The sequence below is a fragment of the Sphingobacterium suaedae genome (assembly GCF_042684625.1).
Taxonomy (GTDB): Bacteria; Bacteroidota; Bacteroidia; order Sphingobacteriales; family Sphingobacteriaceae; genus Sphingobacterium; species Sphingobacterium suaedae.
This window is the reverse complement of record NZ_JBHULR010000003.1, coordinates 914,507-935,879: the sequence shown is the minus strand read 5'-3', so window position 1 is coordinate 935,879 and position 21,373 is coordinate 914,507. Positions and strand designations below refer to the sequence as shown.

16 protein-coding genes and 1 tRNA gene are annotated in these 21,373 nt (G+C 38.1%); 11 read left to right on the top strand and 6 right to left on the bottom strand.

Translation table 11 applies throughout. The features are described from left to right. The first annotated feature begins 27 nt into the window (after window positions 1-27). From ACFSR5_RS07480 to ACFSR5_RS07460, 5 genes are all read left to right on the top strand, one after another. Window positions 28-1,296: a Gfo/Idh/MocA family oxidoreductase gene (locus ACFSR5_RS07480; RefSeq protein ID WP_380902274.1), complete on the top strand. Its 1,269-nt coding sequence runs from the start codon at window positions 28-30 to the stop codon at window positions 1,294-1,296. Window positions 1,297-1,312: 16 nt separating this feature from the next. Next, entirely contained in the window at window positions 1,313-4,708 is a 3,396-nt protein-coding gene (locus ACFSR5_RS07475) for a DUF1080 domain-containing protein (RefSeq protein WP_380902272.1), read from the top strand. A gap of 189 nt (window positions 4,709-4,897) precedes the next feature. Next, window positions 4,898-5,827, top strand: a complete 930-nt coding sequence (locus ACFSR5_RS07470) for a class I SAM-dependent methyltransferase (protein WP_380902270.1) — start codon at window positions 4,898-4,900, stop codon at window positions 5,825-5,827. Between the two features lie 510 nt (window positions 5,828-6,337). Further along, window positions 6,338-7,642, top strand: coding sequence for a site-specific integrase (locus ACFSR5_RS07465; RefSeq protein WP_380902268.1), 1,305 nt, complete (start codon window positions 6,338-6,340; stop codon window positions 7,640-7,642). Then, window positions 7,633-8,559 (top strand): hypothetical protein, encoded by a 927-nt coding sequence (locus ACFSR5_RS07460; RefSeq protein WP_380902266.1) that lies wholly within the window; start codon window positions 7,633-7,635, stop codon window positions 8,557-8,559. The genes ACFSR5_RS07465 and ACFSR5_RS07460 overlap by 10 nt, the downstream gene beginning before the upstream one ends. A 1-nt stretch (window position 8,560) precedes the next feature. Here the strand turns inward: ACFSR5_RS07460 and ACFSR5_RS07455 are convergent, their stop codons facing one another. Next, on the bottom strand, window positions 8,561-9,595 hold the full coding sequence (locus ACFSR5_RS07455) for a RelA/SpoT domain-containing protein (RefSeq protein WP_380902264.1): 1,035 nt from the start codon (window positions 9,593-9,595) through the stop codon (window positions 8,561-8,563). 324 nt (window positions 9,596-9,919) lie between these two features. On the opposite strand from ACFSR5_RS07455, the gene ACFSR5_RS07450 reads away from it, so the two are divergent. Then, on the top strand, window positions 9,920-10,903 hold the full coding sequence (locus tag ACFSR5_RS07450) for a replication initiation protein (RefSeq protein WP_380902262.1): 984 nt from the start codon (window positions 9,920-9,922) through the stop codon (window positions 10,901-10,903). Between the two features lie 1,095 nt (window positions 10,904-11,998). Here the strand turns inward: ACFSR5_RS07450 and ACFSR5_RS07445 are convergent. After that, window positions 11,999-12,487, bottom strand: coding sequence for a hypothetical protein (locus ACFSR5_RS07445; protein WP_380902260.1), 489 nt, complete (start codon window positions 12,485-12,487; stop codon window positions 11,999-12,001). A 128-nt stretch (window positions 12,488-12,615) separates the two neighbouring features. Here ACFSR5_RS07445 and ACFSR5_RS07440 point away from each other — a divergent pair, with 128 nt between their 5' ends. Further along, window positions 12,616-12,852 carry a helix-turn-helix domain-containing protein gene (locus ACFSR5_RS07440; RefSeq protein WP_380902258.1) on the top strand — a complete coding sequence of 79 codons (237 nt, stop codon included), beginning with the start codon at window positions 12,616-12,618 and terminating at the stop codon, window positions 12,850-12,852. Between the two features lie 51 nt (window positions 12,853-12,903). On the opposite strand, the gene ACFSR5_RS07435 is transcribed toward ACFSR5_RS07440, so the two are convergent. Continuing rightward, window positions 12,904-13,131 carry a hypothetical protein gene (locus ACFSR5_RS07435; RefSeq protein WP_380902256.1) on the bottom strand — a complete coding sequence of 76 codons (228 nt, stop codon included), beginning with the start codon at window positions 13,129-13,131 and terminating at the stop codon, window positions 12,904-12,906. A 325-nt stretch (window positions 13,132-13,456) separates the two neighbouring features. On the opposite strand from ACFSR5_RS07435, the gene ACFSR5_RS07430 reads away from it, so the two are divergent. From ACFSR5_RS07430 to ACFSR5_RS07420, 3 genes are all read left to right on the top strand, one after another. Then, window positions 13,457-13,945 (top strand): metallophosphatase domain-containing protein, encoded by a 489-nt coding sequence (locus ACFSR5_RS07430; protein WP_380903183.1) that lies wholly within the window; start codon window positions 13,457-13,459, stop codon window positions 13,943-13,945. A gap of 139 nt (window positions 13,946-14,084) precedes the next feature. Then, window positions 14,085-14,228 carry a hypothetical protein gene (locus tag ACFSR5_RS07425; protein ID WP_380902255.1) on the top strand — a complete coding sequence of 48 codons (144 nt, stop codon included), beginning with the start codon at window positions 14,085-14,087 and terminating at the stop codon, window positions 14,226-14,228. A gap of 518 nt (window positions 14,229-14,746) precedes the next feature. After that, a complete protein-coding gene (locus tag ACFSR5_RS07420) occupies window positions 14,747-16,714 on the top strand; it encodes an N-6 DNA methylase (protein ID WP_380902253.1) in 1,968 nt (655 codons plus the stop codon). 44 nt (window positions 16,715-16,758) lie between these two features. On the opposite strand, the gene ACFSR5_RS07415 is transcribed toward ACFSR5_RS07420, so the two are convergent. The 3 genes from ACFSR5_RS07415 to ACFSR5_RS07405 all read right to left on the bottom strand — a co-directional run bounded on the left by ACFSR5_RS07415 (window position 16,759) and on the right by ACFSR5_RS07405 (window position 20,240). After that, window positions 16,759-17,811 (bottom strand): hypothetical protein, encoded by a 1,053-nt coding sequence (locus tag ACFSR5_RS07415; RefSeq protein ID WP_380902251.1) that lies wholly within the window; start codon window positions 17,809-17,811, stop codon window positions 16,759-16,761. Window positions 17,812-17,905: 94 nt separating this feature from the next. Continuing rightward, window positions 17,906-17,992, bottom strand: a tRNA-Ser gene (locus tag ACFSR5_RS07410). A 103-nt stretch (window positions 17,993-18,095) separates the two neighbouring features. Next, window positions 18,096-20,240: an HD family phosphohydrolase gene (locus ACFSR5_RS07405; RefSeq protein WP_380902249.1), complete on the bottom strand. Its 2,145-nt coding sequence runs from the start codon at window positions 20,238-20,240 to the stop codon at window positions 18,096-18,098. Window positions 20,241-20,382: 142 nt separating this feature from the next. Here ACFSR5_RS07405 and rpe point away from each other — a divergent pair, with 142 nt between their 5' ends. Further along, window positions 20,383-21,063 (top strand): ribulose-phosphate 3-epimerase, encoded by a 681-nt coding sequence (gene rpe / locus ACFSR5_RS07400; protein ID WP_380902247.1) that lies wholly within the window; start codon window positions 20,383-20,385, stop codon window positions 21,061-21,063. Window positions 21,064-21,373 lie beyond the last annotated feature (310 nt).

The window sequence follows — 21,373 nt, the reverse complement described above, 5'->3', positions numbered from 1 at the left end:
AACTTCAACTAAACTAGCTAATCGATAATGAAAGAAAAAAACACTTCAAGACGTGATTTTATCAAAAAGTCATTGATTGGTGCCGCCGCTTTTACCATCGTTCCACGGTATGTCCTTGGAGGGAAGGGGTTCCTGGCACCCAGTGACCATCTAACAAAAGGTGTGATCGGGGTCGGTTCTATGGGCCGCGGGCACTTCGGATATGCGGGCACGAAAACTGTAGCGATCTGCGACGTGGACACGCGCCACCTGGCCCTGGCACAGCAGGCCCTGGGCGGCGGTATCAAAGAACACAGCGACTTTCGCGAGCTCATCCAAAATCCGGAGGTCGACATCGTCCATATTGCAACGCCCCCGCACTGGCACGGTATCATGGCGGTAGAAGCTGCCCGTTCGGGAAAAGATATCTGGTGTGAAAAGCCGATGACCCGTACGATCGGCGAGGGAAAGAAAGTGAAAGAGGCCGTGGCCCAGCATGGCAATATTTTCAGGCTGAATACCTGGTTCCGTTTCGACGCTAACTTTTATGGTATGAATGTGCCGGTGAAAAAGATCAAGAAACTCGTAGATACCGGTATGTTGGGGTGGCCGTTGAAGGTTACGATCAGCAAACATACGGGGTTTGACTGGAAGTTTTACTGGGTAGGCAAGGAGCATTTGCCCGTGGAGCAGGTGCCCCGGGAACTGGATTACGAGATGTGGCTCGGCCCCGCTCCTTATAAGCCATATAGCACGCACCGTGTACATACGACCTTCCGGGGCTATTGGGATTATGACGGAGGGGGATTAGGTGATATGGGACAGCATTACCTGGATCCTGTACAATATTTCCTTGGCAAGGATGGGGAAAGCCCGGTCAAGATCGAGGTGGATGCCCCGCAACAGCATTACGACGCGGTAGGCACCTGGCGTAAGATCACGTATACGTATGCAGATGGCTGCCAGATTATCCTGGACGGCGCCGGTACCGAAGAAGGGCAGGCCTATATCGAAGGCCCAAAAGGAAAACTATACAAAGGTTTTGTTTCGGATATTCCAGACCTGGAACGCAAACTGGCCCAGTACCCGGAACCGGCACCGCAGGTGACGGACTTTGTAGAAGCATGCCGGACGAGGCAGAAATTTGCGCTGAACGAACAGAACGGGTATTATTCTGCCACGCTGGTCAATCTTGGCCTGGCAGCACTGCGCCTCAACCGTACGCTACAGTTTGACTCCACGAAACAGGAATTCGTGAACGACGAAGCAGCGAATAGATTAATCAATCAGCCTATGCGCGGTCCGTGGACTATCTAACCAACCTATCGTAAAAATGAAAAAAGTATTCAATACCTTATCTGCACTCTTTCTCTTACAAGTTGCTGCTTATGCACAGCAGCCGGCAAACCGTACCTCGGCCACTAAGATAGCCGATGTGCTGGCACAGCAGCCAGCTGAAGAAAAAAACAAATTCCTGGCAGCGATGAAGGAACTTGAGGGGTTCACCGCCGAGGATGTGGCGAACCTGCTCTTGGGACTCAAGCCCCAGGGCAGTAACAATGCTGCCGTGGAATATGCGGCGAACTCCTATTCGTTCTATGTTATGCAGCCCGGCATGGATGCCCAACGGGAAGCTTTTTCCCGGGGACTGATCCTGGCCCTGGACAAACTGAAGGATAATGACAACAAGGCGTTTGTTTTACAGCTGATGAAGCAAGCGTCCAAGAACGAAGCTATTGCATCCATTGAACCTTACCTGCAGGACGAATACCTGGTTGATAAGGCCGCCCTGGCCCTGAACGGTATACGTACGGTAGAGGCAGCCCAAGCTCTGTCAAAGGGACTTTCGGCTGCAAGATCCGAAAAAATAACGACGGCCATCGTGGCCGCACTCGGCGACCTTCGCTCGAGACCCGATGAAGAAGCGATCATCGCTACGTTAGGTACGTATAATTCGGAGAATTATCAGCGGGACGTGTACACAGCATTGAGCAAGATCGGCGGTGTCAAATCGGCTCCCGTTTTATTGGCCAAGCTAAAGTCTGTGGATTATCAATTTGATAAAACAAATATTGGCGGCCTAACGCTGGATTACGCACGTACATTGCTGCAGGACGGAAACGATAAGCTGGCGCTTTCGGTGGCTAACACGGTGAGCAAACAAGCGGATAGGGCTGGTGCCGCCACGCTACAGGCCGGTGCCCTGCAACTGTTGGTGGACGTGGACCCAAAGAAAGCACGAAAACAATTGATGAAGGCGGCGGTAAGCCCAAATGCGCTTTACCGTACAGCAGCATTGCAGTTACTGGGGGAACACGGCACGGCTGACGATACGAAAAAATTGATCGCGTCACTGCATAAAGTATCGCCAGATGTGCAGGAAAGTATTTTTAATTATTTAGCTGCCGAGGGGGAAGACAGTGATGCTGCCGCCATCGAGCAGACGCTGGGGAATATCGCGGATACAAGGGCCAGGATCGCCGGACTTAATGCATTGACAGAGCTGTCCAAAGGAGCGGATGCCCCGTATCTCATCCAGCAGATAAACGGAGCGGATGAAGCGACAACCCGGGCGATTGTGTCTCTCCTGCTATCGTCCAAACATCCACAGACGATGGACGCCATCAACCAACGATTGGGAGGTTCGGACACGAAAACGCAGCTGGTACTTTTAGATGTACTGGCCAGACGTACGGACAATGGATCTTCCAGGGTGGTGCTCCCGCTTATCAAGGCGACTGATCCAGCGGTGAAGGAAGCTGCCCTGAAAGCGTTGCCCAATGTGGTGAACGCGGACGATTTTGATGCGGTAGTAAGCCTGTTGGGGGAAGCGTCGCCGGCAGACGCCCCTTATCTACAACGGGCACTAGTGGCGGTCCTGAAAAACAGCAGTGACAGGAAGGCGAAGGTACAGCGACTGGCGTCTGATATTTCCCGGTCGGCCGCGCCGTCCCCGGCAAATTATTTTCCGGTTTTTGCAGGGGTAGGCGGAACGGACGCTCTACAGGCTGTCAAAAACTATTTACCAGATCCGGGACTGAAAGCACAAGCAATCCAGTCGCTTGCCGCATGGTCCAATCCCGAAGTCCTTCCGGTTCTGATCGATTTGTCCCGGTCGGAAAAAGGCAGTGCTGCTTTCGGGGGGCTGTTCAATGGCCTGGTGAAGCAGATCAATGCGGGGACAATGCATGCCGATCAAAAAACGTTATTGCTGAAGGACGTGTTCGCCCTTGCCGAAACGTCGGCGCAAAAGCAACAGGTGCTCGGTGCACTGCAGGCAACGGGCACTTACCAAGCGCTTGTATTCGCTGCTCGGTACCTGGACGATGCGGCATTAAAGGGAGCCGCGACGAACACAGCGATGAACATTGCCATGGACAACAAGGCGTTTGTTGGCACCGCCGTGCGCAAGGTGCTTGAAAAGGCGATGGCCAATTTGCAGGGAAGCGAAAGTTCTTACCTCCGCGAAGCCATTGTCCGTCATCTGGCGGAGATGCCTAAAGGTGAGGGCTATGTGGCACTGTTCAACGGTGTGGACCTAACGGGCTGGAAGGGTCTTGTTGAAAACCCGATCGCACGTTCGAAGATGTCAGCAAAAGAACTGGCACAGAAGCAGGCTGCGGCCGATAAAAAAATGAACGAACATTGGTCGGCAGTAAACGGGGAACTTGTCTTCAGCGGTCATGGCGATAATATTGCAACGGTCAAGCAGTACGGCGATTTTGAGATGTTGGTTGACTGGAAGTTGGATCCGCAAGGAAAAGAGCCTGACGCGGGAATCTACCTGCGGGGCACACCACAGGTGCAGATATGGGACATTGCCAATACACGTGTGGGCGCTCAGGTGGGCTCGGGCGGATTGTACAATAATGCCAAAAATCCGAAAAATCCCCTAAAAGTGGCCGATAATAAACTTGGCGAGTGGAACACGTTCAAGATCCGTATGGTCGGGGAGAAGGTCTCGGTATGGCTGAATGGCGAACTCGTTGTGGACAGCGTGACATTGGAAAATTATTGGGACAGGAACCAGTCGATCTTCCCGGTAGAACAGATCGAGCTGCAAGCGCACGGATCTCGTGTGTGGTACCGCGATATTTACCTTCGGGAAATTGCCCGGAAGGAGGTTTATGCATTGACCGACCAGGAGAAAAAGGAAGGTTTTGAGCTGTTGTTCGATGGCACCAACCTGGATAAATGGACCGACACGCCTGCCTATGAGATCACACCCGAGGGGTATGTCCGAGCCAACCCGGATGCTAAATTTGGGAAGAACCTATACACAAAGGATGAATTTGCCGATTTTGTGTACCGTTTTGAATTCAAGCTTACCCCGGGCGCCAACAATGGGGTTGGAATCCGTACACCACTTGAGGGCGACGCGGCATACGCAGGGACGGAAATACAGATCCTGGATAATGATGCGGATATCTATAAGAACCTGAAGGAATATCAATATCACGGTTCTGCCTATGGGATCTTACCGGCAAAACGGACAGGCATGAAGCCTATAGGCGAGTGGAATACGGAAGAAATCCGTGTGGAGGGAAGCCGGATCAAGGTGACACTGAACGGTGTTGTTATCCTGGATGGTGATCTGGCTGCAGCATCCCGCGAGGGAACCCTGGACAAAAAGGACCATCCCGGCTTGCAGAACAGACAAGGACACATTGGTTTTCTAGGTCACGGATCGGAGGTTTTTTTCCGAAATATTCGAATAAAACGATTGTAACGAAAATGCGGTTATGATGCTGTTAAAAGCGCCTACTCAACGAGTAGGCGCTTTTATTGTATGATGCTTTGAAATCATTTATCGTTTTTTAACAAATAGAAGCTTGGTATAAGTCATCGTTTATTGTAGTTTTATCTTATCAATTAATATAGGAATAACCACCTAACGATTAGACTTGAAAAGAAAGTTATGAACCAAGCAAGAAGGGATACGTCAGATTTTAGTAGAGAGAGCTATGCGCGCCATGCCGATTGGTATAATACCCGATTTCCGGGTAAGAGCGATAAACAGATGCTGATTGAAAACTTAAGAAGATATGACGGGAGTATTAATCATTGGTTGCAGAAAATTTTCTTTCAAAATTTAACACCCTTGTTGTTTAATAAGCAGGATAGTTGGCTCACGGTAGGTGATGCATATGGTCACGACGCCCGTTATCTGCTGGATGAGCATGTGTTGGATGTGACTGCATCTGACATTAATGGAGATTTTTTAGCGGTGGCCCAAGAGATGGGGTTTATCGAGAAATATGCAGAAGAAAATGCGGAAGCTCTTTCATATAGCGACGGTTCCATCGATTATGTGTTTTGCAAAGAAAGTTACCATCATTTTCCAAGACCGTATTTGGCGATGTATGAGATGCTCCGTGTAGCTCGAAAAGGGGTTGTAGTCATGGAACCTCAAGATCCGATTCAAAAAATGTCATTTTTATTATTTCTGAGTAATGTGCTGGGATTATTCAACGATCGTGCTATTCAGAAGGTATGGAAAAAGCGGTTTTCGTACGAACCTGTAGGGAATTTTGTGTATAAAATCTCGGAGCGTGAGTTCGAGAAACTGGCTGCAGGCTTGAACTTACCGACGATCGCCGTCAAGCGATTTAATCCTAATTTTTGGTTTCCGGGCTCGGATCAGATTCCGGCGAAGACTGACCGTGCCGAATTTCGGCGTATCGCATGGAAAAAGTGGTGTAGAGATTTTCTTTCCCGCTATGGACTTTTTCCTAGTCAATCGTTAAGTATTATTGTTTTTAAACAACGTTTGGAGTCGGAAATGCAGCTAAGGTTGATCCAAAACGGCTATCGACTCATTGAAATTCCGGTGAATCCATATGTGTAATGATTGCGGTGAAAAATCCAACTTTTAAGAAGAGTGAAGCCTGAAAATTGATAGTGAAGCTGTAAACAGTACATGCGATCGTCAGGCCGTTCCTAGTTGTTGCCCAGTACCAAATGTTAACTCATTTCTATTTGGGAGTTTCAAAGGTGTGTTGTTGGTTATGGTGTGGGTCTCCCGTTCGGAAGAAAGCTAAAGAATAGATTGTCAGTGGGTAATCTTAAATGAAAAAAGCCTGCAAACAACGATTTGCAGGCTTTTTATTTTTTTTCAGAGCTCTTATAAAAGCTTTGGAAAGACGTCTTAGCGGAGAGGGCGGGATTGTAACCTATAGATATTTATAGATATCCTCTGATAGCGATAGATGCATTTATTACTGATTATTAGATATTTATGTTTTACTAAATATATCTCCCAGTATCAAACATTTTAATTTATTTCATAAAAACATTCCCCTTTTCATTCCCCTTTTTTGAAAAATTTTATATATTTTTGGAACAAATACCAATATAAATGGCAAAGTGTTCCACCAATATAATTTTGCGAACAGACAAGCAAAACGGTTTAGGTCAAAAGCCTATTACTGTTACTATTTCTGTAGCGAACCAGTTAAAAAAGCTTTCTACAGGAGTTGCAGTTTTTCCTGAGCAATGGGATTCCAATTCCAAAGAGGTTCTTTTTATCAATAAAAAGAATGCTAAGGCTCTATTACCTGATATAGATCATGATTTACTTCCAACGCTTGAGGAAACCAAAACGATTAACAATGATCTAAAAGCCATTATTGGAAACATTGAGAAAATCGTTCAACGCTTTAACTTAGATAATGTTGATTTTAGTTCATCAATGGTAGTTGATGAATATAAGCGGATTCATTTGAACAATGGTAAGAAAGAGGAAGTTAAAAACTTGGTATTTGATTACATAGATAAGTATATAGAAGATAATACAGCTTCTAGGGTTAAAGGAAGCCTATCTGTTTACAAGGCTCTAAAGAAACACTTAAGAGCTTATGAGACTGAGAAGAATACTAGGGTTAGATTTGATAAAATGACCTATGATTTCTTTACCTCTTTTCAGAACTTTTTAATCAATCATACAACAGACCAAGGAAAGACATTAAACAACATTACTATAGCTAAACAATTAAGTACGCTTAAAACGTTTTTAAACTATGCTAAACGAAGCGGAATTAAGTTTGGTGAGGGATATAAGGATTTTACAATAAAACGTCAGAAATTGGAGGTAATCGCATTAACGGAGGAGGAGTTTTATAAGTTAGTTAATCTCGACCTGTCTAATAATGAAAGATTGGATCGTGTTAGAGATGTATTTGTGTTTGGTTGTGTTGTTGGATATCGTTATTCTGATTTATCTCAGTTATCTAGGCATCACATCAAAGGCGATACAATTTACCTAACGACTGAAAAGACAAAGACTCCGATTATTACCCCACTGAATGATCTAGCGCTAGGCATTTTAAAGAAATATGAAAAGAATCGAAAGCCTTTACCCGTAATATCCAATCAAAAGTACAATCAATATCTTACAGAACTATGTAAGTTAGCTGAATTGAATGATGAGATTGAGATTATTAGATTTAAAGGGGCTGAAAAAATTGTGAATGTTTATCCAAAGTGGCAATTAGTGACAGCACACACATCTAGAAAAAGTTTCGCTTCAATGTTAATTGCTAAACAAGTACCATATCAAGTTATTATGACGCTTGGTGGATGGTCTGATTTTAAATCATTCCAAAGATATATTAAGATAGAACAAGATACTTTAAAGAATTTTATTCAGACAGCATGGAAGTAAATATGGATCTAAATTTCTTGAAGCAATTTGAATTTGCAACTGTTAAATACAATGATCAGGATTATCTTAAAATATATTCTTATCCTGATCAACTATCAGAAATGACGCAAATTTCATTACTAGAGTTTGAAAATAAGTACGAAAGAGAATTGATTCATATTAGATTAATTCTTAGCCATAGTTTCAATCTTTTTGTGAGTGAAGCTATCAATATATTATCAAATATTGAAAACGACAAAATAATCATTGAAAAGGCGAAGGATAAACTATTTATTTTAGCGACATCTATTATGGATCAAAACCAATTAGGGTATGAGTTTATTACAAATCAAGTTGGGAATTTTACCTTTTTGTTTTTTCAGAGTTTAATTCAAGAATTATTAAGGAGAATTGAAGAAATTGAAAATCTATTTTCAATAATTAAACCTTATTTAAAGGTAGAGGAACATAAATTAATAGCTTATGAATCTTTAGTAAATGAAATGGATAAATTGGAGAGCATCAGTCTAAATGACTGGAAAAATATATTGTTGACACCAGTGAATGAGATTGATCTGATTGAAACTAATGTAATATCCATAAACAGAGTTCAAGATAATATTTTAAATACCTCTAACACATTAAAAAAGTTGTCCTTTGAAGATGCTATTAGAATTGAAGCAAAGGAAGATTTTGAACATTGGTACAAAAGATTTTGTATCAACGAACCAACAACTGAAAAAATCGATGTTGTTTTGTTTTTTAAATTGATGAATAAGCTTGGTTACTTTCGACAAGAATATAATATTCACGACCTTTACCTATTGACTATTGATAGAACCAAAATAAAGATTGCCTTTAACACCTTTAAAAATAACGGAAGGAAAAAGTTTGAAAATTGGATGGATGGAAAGCCACAAATTCCCACTTTCACTTAAATTATACTAATTTTAATAATTCGCAATTCGAATTAATTTTTTCTAAGGCATTAAGGAAATCCGTAGTATCTAAAAAGTAACTGGGGTATGCTTTTTTCAAATTTTTAAAGGAAGAAGCTGAAACTAATACAACCGCATTTTTCATGTTGTCAATTTCTTTTTCAATCTCTAAATATCTTTCAGTAGCAATTTGGAATTGGGACTTAGAAAATTCTTTTAAACTAACAATTTTGCTTTCCAGGTTGATATGCATTAAATAATAATCCCCAGGAAATTTTTTATTTTCTAAATGTTCAGTAGTCACTTTTAGAGCCTTAAGTGTTTCGATAATATTCATCTTTTTACTCATTTTGTAACATTCGATCATTAAATCTTCCATTCTCATGTTTTTATGCTCATCTAACACTGGTAGTTTTTCTTTGATTGCAAAAAGTGAGCTAACAATTTTGAAAAACTCCAACCATTCATCAGGACCTTTGCTTGACTTTAAAGATGTTTTAGTAATAATACCAGCAGTCTCTACAGCTGTAGCCCAATTATGTTGAAGTCTAGTACGTATTTGTAATTCTACCTTTAAATTGTCGTATTTTTTAACGGATGATTTATATTTATATATATAATGGATACTTCTATATCCCGAAGATTTTGGTGAACTAACATAATCTGTCATTCTCTCAGCGCGATATTTTGGTTTTTCTTTCTCGAGTATTAGCTTAAGTTTTTTTAAGTCTTTAACATCTTTAAGTACTGCCCTAAAACCTCCGATATCCTGCATCCCTCCAAGCCCCATAGTAGGATTAAGGTCAAGTTTATATTCAATGGAAGTTAATCGTTTAAGACGTTGGGAAATTAAATATACTTCTATCTGTTTAATTTCTAACTGTTTTATCAATCTTCTTTTAAAAACTCGTAATGGCTGCAGATGATTAGTTCTCCAATCATTGATTTTTAATAATGCATAGTTCCTTTCGTCTTCATTCTTTGAAGACATTATAATATTTCCAGCTCGGGTAATCTCTTTTTTCGAGTATTTCATATAGGTAAATTGGTATTTCGAATTTACAATTTTTTGACAGATTTTATAGTTCTAAAGTTTCCAGAACTTTTAGCACTTCTTTAATTATCTAAACCTATCCTAAGTTTGCTATAGAAATCAATAACGATAAACTATGAGCAATAAATTCATCGATACACAGCAACTTTTGGAAGTCTTAGCAATTTCTCCAGCCACATTAAATCGCTATAAAAAGAGAGGAATGATTCCCTACATTAAATTAGGAAATGTTCATAGGTATGACCTAGAAAAAGTTATTAGAGCATTAGAATATAATCCGATAAAATTTCGATAGATCACGGAATTATGAAGTTAGAAAATGATCGTAAGATTAAGTCAATTGTGGTTACTCCAAATCACATTATGGGTATAATCTCATCACTTAGTTCAACCTATCAACTACATATTTTCTTACTTCTGTTAGAGAAATTGAAAGGTTTTAGTCAAAAGGAGTTCAATAATTATTTAGCGGGGCAAAAAGCATTATTTGAACAAGAGGTTTTAACAATGAAAATTAACCTATCAGATGTTTCAAAACCCTCAGAATATCGAGACGTTAAAACTACTTTTTTAAAAATGTCTAAAATCCTTTGCGAAATTAGATATAAAGAAGATTCAATCGAAAAGATTTGGAGCGGAAGCCTGTTTAGTGTTTCGATTCCTGTAAAAGCTAACTATTCATCTATTATCAAAGTCAATATGGATGTTGTTGTTGCGAGATTATTTATTAATTTCAATAGAAACAGTGACAAGCTACCTTCTTTTTATTCTAAAATTGATACTAATATTCGGTTACATACGAAATTTAAAAATAGTGTTAAACTTTACCTTTATTTATCTCTCTGGAAAAATAGACCATTTTTTAAGGTTAGATTAAGTGAACTATGTAATTCCCTTGGTTTGACAAAAACGTATAATAATCCTTCAAATTTCAAAAAACACATCTTAGAGCCTTCCTATCCTATATTGAAGGAATTCAATGATGTTTGGTTCGATTTTGAAAAAACAATAATTTCAAAGAACAGAAAAGATGAAGATGTTGTTGACTTTAAGGTTCTGAATAGAGAAACGGCAGAATTTGAGCAAAATAAAAATAATCAAATAATAGATCTTCTAACAAATCATTTCAATTTTAACCTGAATGATCTTAAAGAGATTGATGAAATCTTATACTCTGTATCTAAAGACCGTATAGTTGGAAAGTTGTCTGAGTTACTCCATACACTAAGCAACGTGAAAAATAAAGCTGAGTACACCAAAACAGCTCTTAAAAATGCTTTTAAACTTTAAAAGTTGGGTTTTCTTAAGTGAAGTGTTAAAATGTTGGGATTCTTTAACACAAAAAGTTGGGAAAGTTTAATATGAAGTTGGGTTTTCTTAACGAAATTGTTGGGTTTTCTTAATAATTTGACTTTGTTTTACCTATTTAACATATTGATATAAAGATGTTTAAATTTAGTTTTTCAACACCTACAATATAATCAATATGATTAACAATAATTAATCAAGGTAATCATGATGGTTATTTATGGTTTATTTCGAGAAATAATAAAGGCAAAATCAGTTGTTTTGATCAAAAATCAGCCTTGTTTTGAATTTTGTCAATTAGTAAAAAAGGAAAGTTGGGTTTTCTTAATAAGTGATCTTTAAAGAGTACATTCAGTTTCAAACAAATCACATAAAGGCTTTTAGGTTTAGGGTAATACCACAATAACAAAATCCATGTTGACACTTTTATTTTAACCATTCAATTTCTTAATCAATTGTCTTAAAAAGACTAATTACTGATTCGAACACTTTCCCTCTTTTCATTTTTAATTCCCCCATCGCATAATTGGTTTGGTAATTAATCTTCCTGAATTTTACATCATTTATTTTATCCAATTTTTTAAGAGTTGCGATTTTATATTTCTTCGTTTTATTTTTCATTTCATTTTTAAAAAATTTACGCAAAAGCTTATCATAAAATTTTAAGTTTTATTAAAGATAAACAAAGATACTTATTTTCATTTTTTACAGTTTTTTAATTTTGGTATTTGTCATTGACTTGAGTAAAAGTTCTTTATTGTAAAACAAGATTTCAGCCTGTTTTTTGCCTTCTTTACCCCATGGTAGTTTTGTAGTGCAAGGAGTGCCTTTGTATATACAGCTCTGCTATATATTCAAATGTCAAATCTTGCCTTTTTCTTAAGAAAAAAGGGTAGTTTTAACTCGGAACTCGTAAACAAAGGAGGGGAGAGAATAGTATATCCAGTTATATAATTATATAGTCATGGAACATATAATTATATAAGGATTAAATATATATTTATATATCGAGAGGTTATATTTTTATATATCAGCTTTGTATATAATTATATTATATAGTGTATATATAATTATATACTAATATAGTTTCTTTTGTGGTCTTAGGTAATCTGATAGAAGGGCAAAATATTGATCCCTATTCAATTGATAAGAATTGTATTTATCAATATCTATATGATCAAAGTTTAGGAAATGCTGCATAAAGAAAAGAGTCAAAAAATAAGGAGTTTCATTTTCGGGCTTCATATATTCTGATAAAACCTTTTCAAAATCTATGTCAATTTGTATGGTTTTAGGATTTGAATCCTTCATAGATGCAATCAAAAATGCTGCATACCCCATATCAATATTTTCAGTAATTATTTCAACAATTTCTGATCTTTTAGAAACATCAATATTAGTTAAATAAATGGTGATACATTGTTTCAGATAGTAGTTGTCATAGTATTCACTTTGTTTCTTAAACTCAAGGTAATATCTAATATAGTCGGTACTTAGAGTTGCCTTTTTTATTTCTCGTAACTTCTCATCAATATTTATATCACCGAATAGCGCAAGATTAAACATGTTTTTTATATGCAAGTAGTAAATTGGAAAGTCCATGATATATAATTTAAAGCATTATCAAATATAAGAAAACACACGCATATATGTAGGTGTTTTGAAATTTAACTTTCTGCTACTTGCATATAGATATGCAAAAGGAAAGTCTAAATACTAAAATAGAACAATACGTTATTAAACGAGTAAAAGAGATACGTATTGAGAAAGGTATTTCTCAAGCAAAATTAGCCCATCTAATCGATCTTTCTGTTGGTTTTGTAGGAAACGTTGAAAATCCAAAACATATCGCTAAATGGAATTTAAATCATCTAGAAAAGATTGCTAAGGTTTTAGGGGTGTCAATGAGGGAGTTTTTACCAATAGATTGATTTTAGATCAATATTAATAACCCAACTAATTATTTATGATTTTAGTGAGAGCTATTTTCTCATATCTTTTTTGGTTGTGCCAAGATAGTATTTCTTCCCATCCTTAGCACCATCCCATACATTTGTAACAGCGTTTACTTTAACAGGTGTTTCTTTATTTTTAAGAATAAGTTTCTTACATACTTTTCTAAATTTCCTGTTCCAAAGCCTTTTATCTTGTTTCTCCGTTTCTGCTGAAGTGATTCCGAATATTTTAGTTTTTCGTATTGATCGAGACATCTTCTTAGTAGTTAATTATCTGTCACTGATTGTCGAAATAAATTTAGTAAATCATTTACTAAATAGTCTTATATTAGATGGGGCTTTCTTCTCTGATTAAACATGGTAGTCCACCAACATATCTAAAAGATTAAAGTTTTGGAAATGGATTTGTCAATAATATAAAAATGAAGTGAATTTTGAAAAATGAAGGTCGCAATTTCAGTCTAACCAATACGATAGCTTACGCTATTTCGTTTAAAAAATTAAAGGTACAAATATACGGATTTACGGACATAGTTTGGATTCTTTATTGTCATTGATCACAAAATACATAATTTTGGAGGTGCAAATTGTCGCCATATCTGATACGCACGGAAAACATCGGGATTTAAAAATTCCTGATGGCGATATTCTTATTCACGCTGGTGATGTTACTCGAGGTGGAACAAAAGAGCAGGTAGTAGATTTTCTAAATTGGTTTACTGGACAAAAGCATGTGCAAAAAATATTTGTTCCAGGAAATCATGATTTCTTTTTTGAGGAAGCCGATTCAAAAAAAATCAGACGAATAAAATCTAAAGACATCATTTACCTAAATGATTCTAGTATTAAGATAAATGGCGTCAAATTTTTGGGGGCACCGATTACTCTATGGTTCAACAACTGGGCTTTCAAATGTAATCGTGGAGCGGAAATTAAAAAGCACTGGGATTTGATTCCTGATGATACAGAAGTTTTGATTACACATGGTCCACCTTTTGGTATTTTGGATGAAACGGTTTACGGAAAAAGATCTGGATGTGAGAATTGCTTTTGCGAGTCTATGAGGTGAAACCAATATACCATATTATCGGATATATACAAGAAGATTATGGTAGTTTTACGAAGGGAAAAGGAACATTTGTTAATGCGAGCGTACTGGATGACTGGGATGAGATGAAGAATAAGCTGATAATTTTAAGTTTGTAAGGATGACAGTTAAAAACGGACCTATTTCTATGGTCGACGTTCAGTTCAAGAGCTTTGTAGATGCTAAGCGACCGAAAGACGAGGAAGTGAGAAAGCAATTGGATTTTGGTTATTCTTGGGATGGACAAATGTCTCTACTATTTTAGATCAGACCACAATGTTATGATCCAACGAGTTTTTTGGAACTACCTTTTGCGAAGCTTCACTTTGTGAAATCTTCTTAATTTTGGAAACTGTATTGGATGCGTGGATCAGGTAAATGAGAAACGTATGAACCGAGTCTAGAGAGCGACAACTTACGAGGTTTGCTCACAGAAATAAAGAATGATGGGTACGAATGCTTTTTTGGATGATAGACGTTACAAAAAAACTACTTCCGCATATTCTTGTTTGTGGCATTTCGGTAGTATCGTTTGCCATCTTTTGCGCCATTCAAATCGTCCATAACGCCTTGAATTTTGTTTGGAGAATCTTTTTCTAGGCGTACAAGCTCAGTAACTATTTTGCGGAAATTTTATATAAGTGATTCAAAAAAATCTGTAAAATTTAATATGCTTATCTGCATCTAGATATGATTATAGCTTAATATCCATAAAGGCTTTACAAAAATAGTTTCGTAACTTAGCTAGCTTATAAAGTGTGACGTCAACACGGACAATAATAGATGAAAAATAGCAATAGTAATCAAATTAGTCTTTTAGATCTAAATCAAAAAGACATTTTTAAAAATATCAAAAATTTTCTAGCGGGTAGATTTATCGGTGCAACCAGGGAGAGAGCGCTCCTTGAGGAGGTTGTTAAATGTTTATATTGTAAGTACTATCTTATATTCAGGCTTAAACCGTCATTTGAAAATGGACATGATTTTGAGGTTTCATCAAAATATCATGAAGTTTTTTCGGAAATAAAAAAAATATTCCCTAATATTTTTGCGGAAACGGAGAAAATTCTTTTGGATTCGGAATGTATCATTTTTGTTGATTCAGAATTTGAAAAAATAAATTTTGAGGACTTTAAACGAGATCCTTTCGGAGATTTGTACGAAGTATTTATTAATACTGGTGTGAGAGAAGAAGAGGGGCAATTTTTCACACCGCTAAACGGAGTTGAACTGCTTGTAAACTTTGTCAAACCACAGATTGATGATAAAATAATAGACCCGGCGGCTGGTGCCGGTGGATTTTTGAGTTCTGTAATTCAATATTTTTCCGACAATAAACAAGTTTTACCAAATTCGGCTCTTAATATTTATGGCATCGAAAAAGATGGTTATCTAGCCAAATTGTCCGCCACCCGGCTATCGTTGTTAACTCTTTCAAAATCAAATGTGTTTTGCGGGGATTCACTTGCTTGGAAAAATGAATACGGTAAATCTTTAGAAATTGAAAAAGATAATTTTTATGATGTGGTTCTCACTAACCCACCATTTGGAAAAAAAATTATAGCCGCTAATAAGGAAATTCAAAAATCTTATGACCTTGGTTATGAATGGAAATATGATTCTGAAAGTGGCACTTATGAAAAAACCAATAAATTATTAAAGACGGTACCACCACAAGTTTTATTTGTAGAAAAGTGCATAAAGCTATTGAAGGCCGGTGGTAGGCTCGGAATTGTTCTTCCTGAAAGTTTAATAACTAGTAAATCTTATAGCTATGTTGTTGACTACATGAGAAAAAACGGACATTTTAAAGCTATTATCGGAATGCCAGAAGACTTTTTTAAAACCTCGGGAAAGGGCGGGACACATACAAAGGCGTGTTTAATATTATATACTAAAAATGGAATAAGTGATAAAAATTTAAATGATATTTTCATGGCAGAAGCTCGGTGGTGTGGTCACGATAGTCGGGGGCGTATCATTGTTAATAATGATCTACCGATCATAATAGATAATTATAAAGCATATATTGATGGTAAAAAACTTAGAAGTGATCATTTAGGATACCTGGTGCCAGAGACTAAGTTGGAAAATAACACTCTATCACCAAGGTATTATAATCCAGTTATTAAAAAATCTTTAAGTTCAATTACCAAAACACATGATATCGTCAGGTTTGGAGATTTAGTTGCAGACGGTAAAATAGAAATAAAAACCGGCAACGAAGTGGGGAAACTAGCTTATGGTACAGGAAATATTCCGTTTGTTAGGACTTCTGACATTTCTAATTGGGAGATCAAACTTGATCCTAAACATGGCTTAAGTCAAGATATTTATAATACTTATTCTAAAAGACAAGACGTCAAGGAGGGAGATATCTTAATGGTTAAAGACGGCACTTATCTCATAGGAACATGCGCAATGGTATCAAAGTATGACGAAAAGATTGTTTACCAAAGTCATTTATATAAGATTAGAGTGATAGATAAAGGATTAATTTCTCCTTATCTGCTTTTAGCCATCTTATCTTCTACAACAGTTCAAGATCAGATCAAAGCAAAGCGATTTACTCAAGATATTATAGATAGTTTAGGAAGCAGAATACATGACTTAATACTACCTGTCCCGAAAGACCAGGCATTAGTAGCAAAAGTTGAAAAAAATGTAAAGACAGCGATATTAGACCGAATTGAAGCTAGAGAATTAGCGAGACAAGCCTGCTTAGATGTTATATCTACGACATTGGATTAACACATAGCTATTTATGAATCTAATATATCAAACAATTTTTAGGACTATTCGATCAATCCAGCACGTTTATAGTTGTCTATAATTTTGAAAATTAACGCTCCAGTCTCTTCTGCAGAAAGTTCACCTTGAATTCTGTTACCAACAGAAGAGATCCAGCTAATATTTTCAGCAGTATGACCCACGTATTGGTTTTCATTTAAGGACTTCAAGGGATGTAAATGTCCTACTTGGAATGAAGATTTTCCCGCTACTGGATTTTCAATCTCAAACTTGAATTGATCAAATGATAACAAATCTAGCGTTATCGGGCATTTTGTTATTTCCGTTGAAAAAACCATGATATTATTTTCACTAAGGATAGTCCTGAGATCTTGCGGAAATCCTTCAAAATGGCAAATCTGTTTAATCAATTTCGCTTCGATAAGTAGACTCTCCTGTCTCAAGGCAAAATGGACTGAATTAGGATTACATTCCCATCTTTTCTCTCGATTTGTCTTGTAGAGACCAGTTAAAACCCGATCCGTTAAATAGGACTTTACTATTACTTTTTCGTACGCTCGTTTAAAAAAAATTACGAATTCAGGATTTTCACTACATAGCAAAAATTCGCGCAATAAGTAAACTTGCTTTATATCATCCCCCCAAAAAAAACTAATGTTATCTAAAGAATGAATATTTCCATCCTGCACTCTTCGTACGTAACCTAAATTTAGTTCGTAAGACATCAATGACCTATTAGTTACAATATCTAAAAAGGCCCTTTTTTCATCGTCCTTAACTGCTAAACTAACGTCCTCGATCAACGAATCAAATATAGTTAAACATTCATCGTATGAGCAAAATCTTTGATCTTCACGCAGTGATTGGCTCCATCTAACATCGAATTTAGTAGTTTCTATTTTAGGTTGCTTAACTGGCTCAATATAAAATGAGAATCTAACTATTCCCTGTAACACCTTAAGTGCTTTTTTCACGCCGAGGTATTCTTCTAGAACATTCTGGATTTCACGATATTTGTGAGCTTGTAGAATTACACTTATTATACCTCGGATGTTAAATCTATCAGCATTTACAGAATTATTAAAATCGTCAATCATATTATAGTTAATCAGATAATTCCCCCAATCATTCCCCTATGGTTAGAAAACAATTAAAACCCATTGATAACCAATGGGTTTTAATTTGTCTTTGCGGAGAGGGCGGGATTCGAACCCGCGGTACCGTTTCCAGTACGACAGTTTAGCAAACTGTTCCTTTCGGCCACTCAGGCACCTCTCCGGGTTTTGACAGTGCAAACATAACGCAAAAAAATCATTTCGCAAAGCTTTAAACGGTATTTTTTCATAAAAAATAATAACATTCTGACGCTCAAAATGATGAATTAATTCGACTGCTGCCAGCCCTTGTTTTTGTTGACATCATAATCGATACGCACGTGATAAATGCTTTTTAGCATGGACTTGAAAATCTCCGAAACTTCCGTGATGTCGCGCATAGTAATATTCGCATTCATAAATTGTCGTTGTGTAATTTTATAGTCGATGATTTTATCCACCAACTTATTAATAGAATCTTCGGTGGGTTCTTTGAGGGCTCGAGATGCTGCCTCGACAGAATCGGCCATCATTAGCACAGCAGTCTCCTTCGAGAAAGGAACAGGGCCCGGGTAGCGGAAGATATTTTCGTCGACCAATTTGTCGGGATTGTTTTTAATAAACATATTGTAGAAATAGTCTACCCGTGTGGTGCCATGATGAGTCCGGATAAAGTCAATCACAACTTCTGGAAGTAGATTTTTTTTCGCCATCTCTATCCCTTTGTGTACATGGGAAATGATAACCTGGGCGGATTGTTCAGGTGTCAGCTCTGCGTGGGGATTGGTGCCCGTTTTCTGGTTTTCGATAAAGAACAATGGATTCAGCATTTTCCCAATGTCGTGATAAAGTGCTCCCGCACGCACCAGGAGCGGGTTGCCTCCAATTTTGTAAATCGCAGCTTCCGCTAGATTGGCTACCTGTAACGAATGTTGAAATGTGCCTGGTGCTTTCAACGAAAGCTCGCGCAATAGCCGGGAGTTGCTATTGGTCAGTTCCATCAATGTTAAATCGGACACAATGCCAAATAAGCGTTCAAAAGCGTATATCAACGGGTAGGCGAGAAGGGTAAGACCGACACTGACCACAAAAGGTACGATATCTGACCAATAGATCGAGTTCAGTGAACCGTTCCTGGTGAGTACCAGTCCGACATAGGCTATAATGTATGTGGCAAGGATGATCAAGGAGGAGATTAAGAATTGTTCGCGTTTAACCAGTGTCTTTATGCTGTAGATAGACACCATACCTGAAATAAATTGTAAGAACACGAATTCATAACTATTTGGAACAAATAGGGCGGCGATAAGCACCATGAGTAGGTGGATATTCAACGCGACGCGCGTATCAAACAAGACACGGAAAATAATTGGTACACTACAATACGGTATGTAGTAAAGACTGGGTATCTTCATGCTGATGGCCCAGGATAACACACCCAGCATGGCGACGATAACAATCATGATGATGAAAATGAGCCGGTTGTTATAGTAGATCGATTCCCGGAAAAAATATAAGAATACCATGAGCAATGCGACACAGAGCGAGATCATGATAAACTGCCCAAATGCAACATAATTTTGGTTGCCGCTGATGCGGGCTTCGTCTTCGAAAACTTTGCGAAGGGATTCGAGTTTTTGATAGGTTTCGTTGCTGATGATCTTGTCTTTTTCAGCAATTAATTCGCCTTTCTGTACCACGCCTCGCGTACTGGAGATGTTGGCTAACGCATTTTGTTCAACTTTGTTGGTGAGGTTTTCGTCAAAAATGAAGTTAATCGTGATGTAGTTTTTTAGAATTTCGGACAGCCATCTCTTGCGGTCGATCTTATTGTTTTTTGCAAGACTTTCCTGAATATACTGATTAGCGGACTCGATGGTGAAGATGTCGGCTGTATTTTTTTGTTGGGCAATATTCTCATGGATAAGAGTGAAGTTATATTGACTCTGCGTTTTATCAATTTTGTCGGAGGGATTGCCTTTATTCTGATACCGGTTGTTTAAGGAAATAATGCCCCGGCTATACACATAATTTAATAAGGCGTTGCCCACGGATTGATACACGTCAAGATCTTGTTGAGCAAGCGAGTCCATGTTGCTGATTTGCCACTTTTCTGCGATATCTGTATTAAACTGATCGATTTGCTCCTTACTAGCACTACTGTTTAATTTGTATATAGGCTGTACTGTCTTGAGAATCTGTTCTCTATCTCTATTTAATTCTTCTTGTGTTTTTAAGATGGCAAAGTTATAGGGAGAAACCAAGTTGTCGTGGTTCCAAGCTTTGCCTTTCTGGAATTCATAACGGAACCGAGGTTGTTTTGGAAGGAAGATACAAATCAATACGATGGCCATAATGACCATGGCAAATTTGATCAAAAAGGAATTGTTCTGGTTCTTACCGCGGACATAATTAATCTTGAGTTTAGCCACTGTCTATACTTATTTCGTTATATAATACTATTCTAATAACAAATGTACTATTTAAAAGCGGAATCGGGTGATGCATTAATTTACGAAATTCCTCGTGTAATAGCTTTGGACTTGTGTATCTTTGCAAAAAAAATAAAAAAACATGTCTACAACAAAACATTTGATTGCGCCTTCTGTCTTAGCGGCCGACTTTGCAAGACTGTATGATGACGTACAGATGGTCAATAACAGCGAGGCGGATTGGTTTCATATCGATATCATGGATGGTGTTTTTGTGCCAAATATTTCTTTCGGTTTTCCTGTGATGCAAGCGATCGCGAAACATGCAGCGAAACCGCTTGATGTGCACTTGATGATTGTCGATCCCGATCGGTATCTAAACGTGTGTAAGGAATCTGGGGCGTCGATCATTACCGTTCATTACGAAGCATGTACACATCTGCACCGCACGTTGGCGGCCATTAAGGAACTCGGATGTAGGGCAGGCGTTGCACTCAATCCGCATACACCGGTTTCCCTGTTACGAGATGTTATCCAAGATATAGATTTGGTTTGTCTTATGTCCGTCAATCCCGGATTCGGCGGGCAGAAGTTTATCGAGCGAACCTATGCAAAAATTCAGGAACTCCGTGTGCTTGCTGCTGGTGTCAACGACAGTTTGCTGATCGAAATCGATGGCGGTGTAACAACAGCGAACGCGGCTCAATTATTGAATGTGGGCGCAGATGTACTGGTGGCGGGTTCTTTTGTTTTTAATGCTGCCGATCCAACATCAACAATAAAGACGTTGAAAGATATTAATATAACCATGCAAAGCGTATAAAAAAAAGGTGATTTAATCCGATAAATCACCTTTTTTTATGCCAGACAGCGTTGGGAAATTTGGTTCTGAAAACGTTCTGAAGGAATGTGGTGAATTCTGTTTAGATTGATTCCAAATTGTCGTGAATCAATACAATAGGTGCGTTTAAAACCTGATTTTCATTAAATTTGCGTTTGGTCATATGCGTTGGTTTTTAATGCGAAAGTTAAGGAAGATGAAGAGTGACCGGGCTAATTAAGGACACATGCACAGGACGCATGCTATCTGTTAGCTTAATTTTTTACAAACACGGTAGTTTAGAGAGATACTA

What these genes read in the sequence shown, in the direction of transcription:
- ACFSR5_RS07450 (WP_380902262.1), top strand. Translation starts at nt 9,920, where the DNA reads ATGAAGTTAGAAAATGATCGTAAGATTAAGTCAATTGTGGTTACTCCA.
- ACFSR5_RS07420 (WP_380902253.1), top strand. Translation starts at nt 14,747, where the DNA reads ATGAAAAATAGCAATAGTAATCAAATTAGTCTTTTAGATCTAAATCAA.
- ACFSR5_RS07475 (WP_380902272.1), top strand. Translation starts at nt 1,313, where the DNA reads ATGAAAAAAGTATTCAATACCTTATCTGCACTCTTTCTCTTACAAGTT.
- ACFSR5_RS07415 (WP_380902251.1), bottom strand. Translation starts at nt 17,811, where the DNA reads ATGATTGACGATTTTAATAATTCTGTAAATGCTGATAGATTTAACATC.
- ACFSR5_RS07455 (WP_380902264.1), bottom strand. Translation starts at nt 9,595, where the DNA reads ATGAAATACTCGAAAAAAGAGATTACCCGAGCTGGAAATATTATAATG.
- ACFSR5_RS07425 (WP_380902255.1), top strand. Translation starts at nt 14,085, where the DNA reads ATGACAGTTAAAAACGGACCTATTTCTATGGTCGACGTTCAGTTCAAG.
- ACFSR5_RS07435 (WP_380902256.1), bottom strand. Translation starts at nt 13,131, where the DNA reads ATGTCTCGATCAATACGAAAAACTAAAATATTCGGAATCACTTCAGCA.
- ACFSR5_RS07465 (WP_380902268.1), top strand. Translation starts at nt 6,338, where the DNA reads ATGGCAAAGTGTTCCACCAATATAATTTTGCGAACAGACAAGCAAAAC.
- ACFSR5_RS07480 (WP_380902274.1), top strand. Translation starts at nt 28, where the DNA reads ATGAAAGAAAAAAACACTTCAAGACGTGATTTTATCAAAAAGTCATTG.
- ACFSR5_RS07445 (WP_380902260.1), bottom strand. Translation starts at nt 12,487, where the DNA reads ATGTTTAATCTTGCGCTATTCGGTGATATAAATATTGATGAGAAGTTA.
- ACFSR5_RS07470 (WP_380902270.1), top strand. Translation starts at nt 4,898, where the DNA reads ATGAACCAAGCAAGAAGGGATACGTCAGATTTTAGTAGAGAGAGCTAT.
- ACFSR5_RS07460 (WP_380902266.1), top strand. Translation starts at nt 7,633, where the DNA reads ATGGAAGTAAATATGGATCTAAATTTCTTGAAGCAATTTGAATTTGCA.
- ACFSR5_RS07440 (WP_380902258.1), top strand. Translation starts at nt 12,616, where the DNA reads ATGCAAAAGGAAAGTCTAAATACTAAAATAGAACAATACGTTATTAAA.
- rpe (WP_380902247.1), top strand. Translation starts at nt 20,383, where the DNA reads ATGTCTACAACAAAACATTTGATTGCGCCTTCTGTCTTAGCGGCCGAC.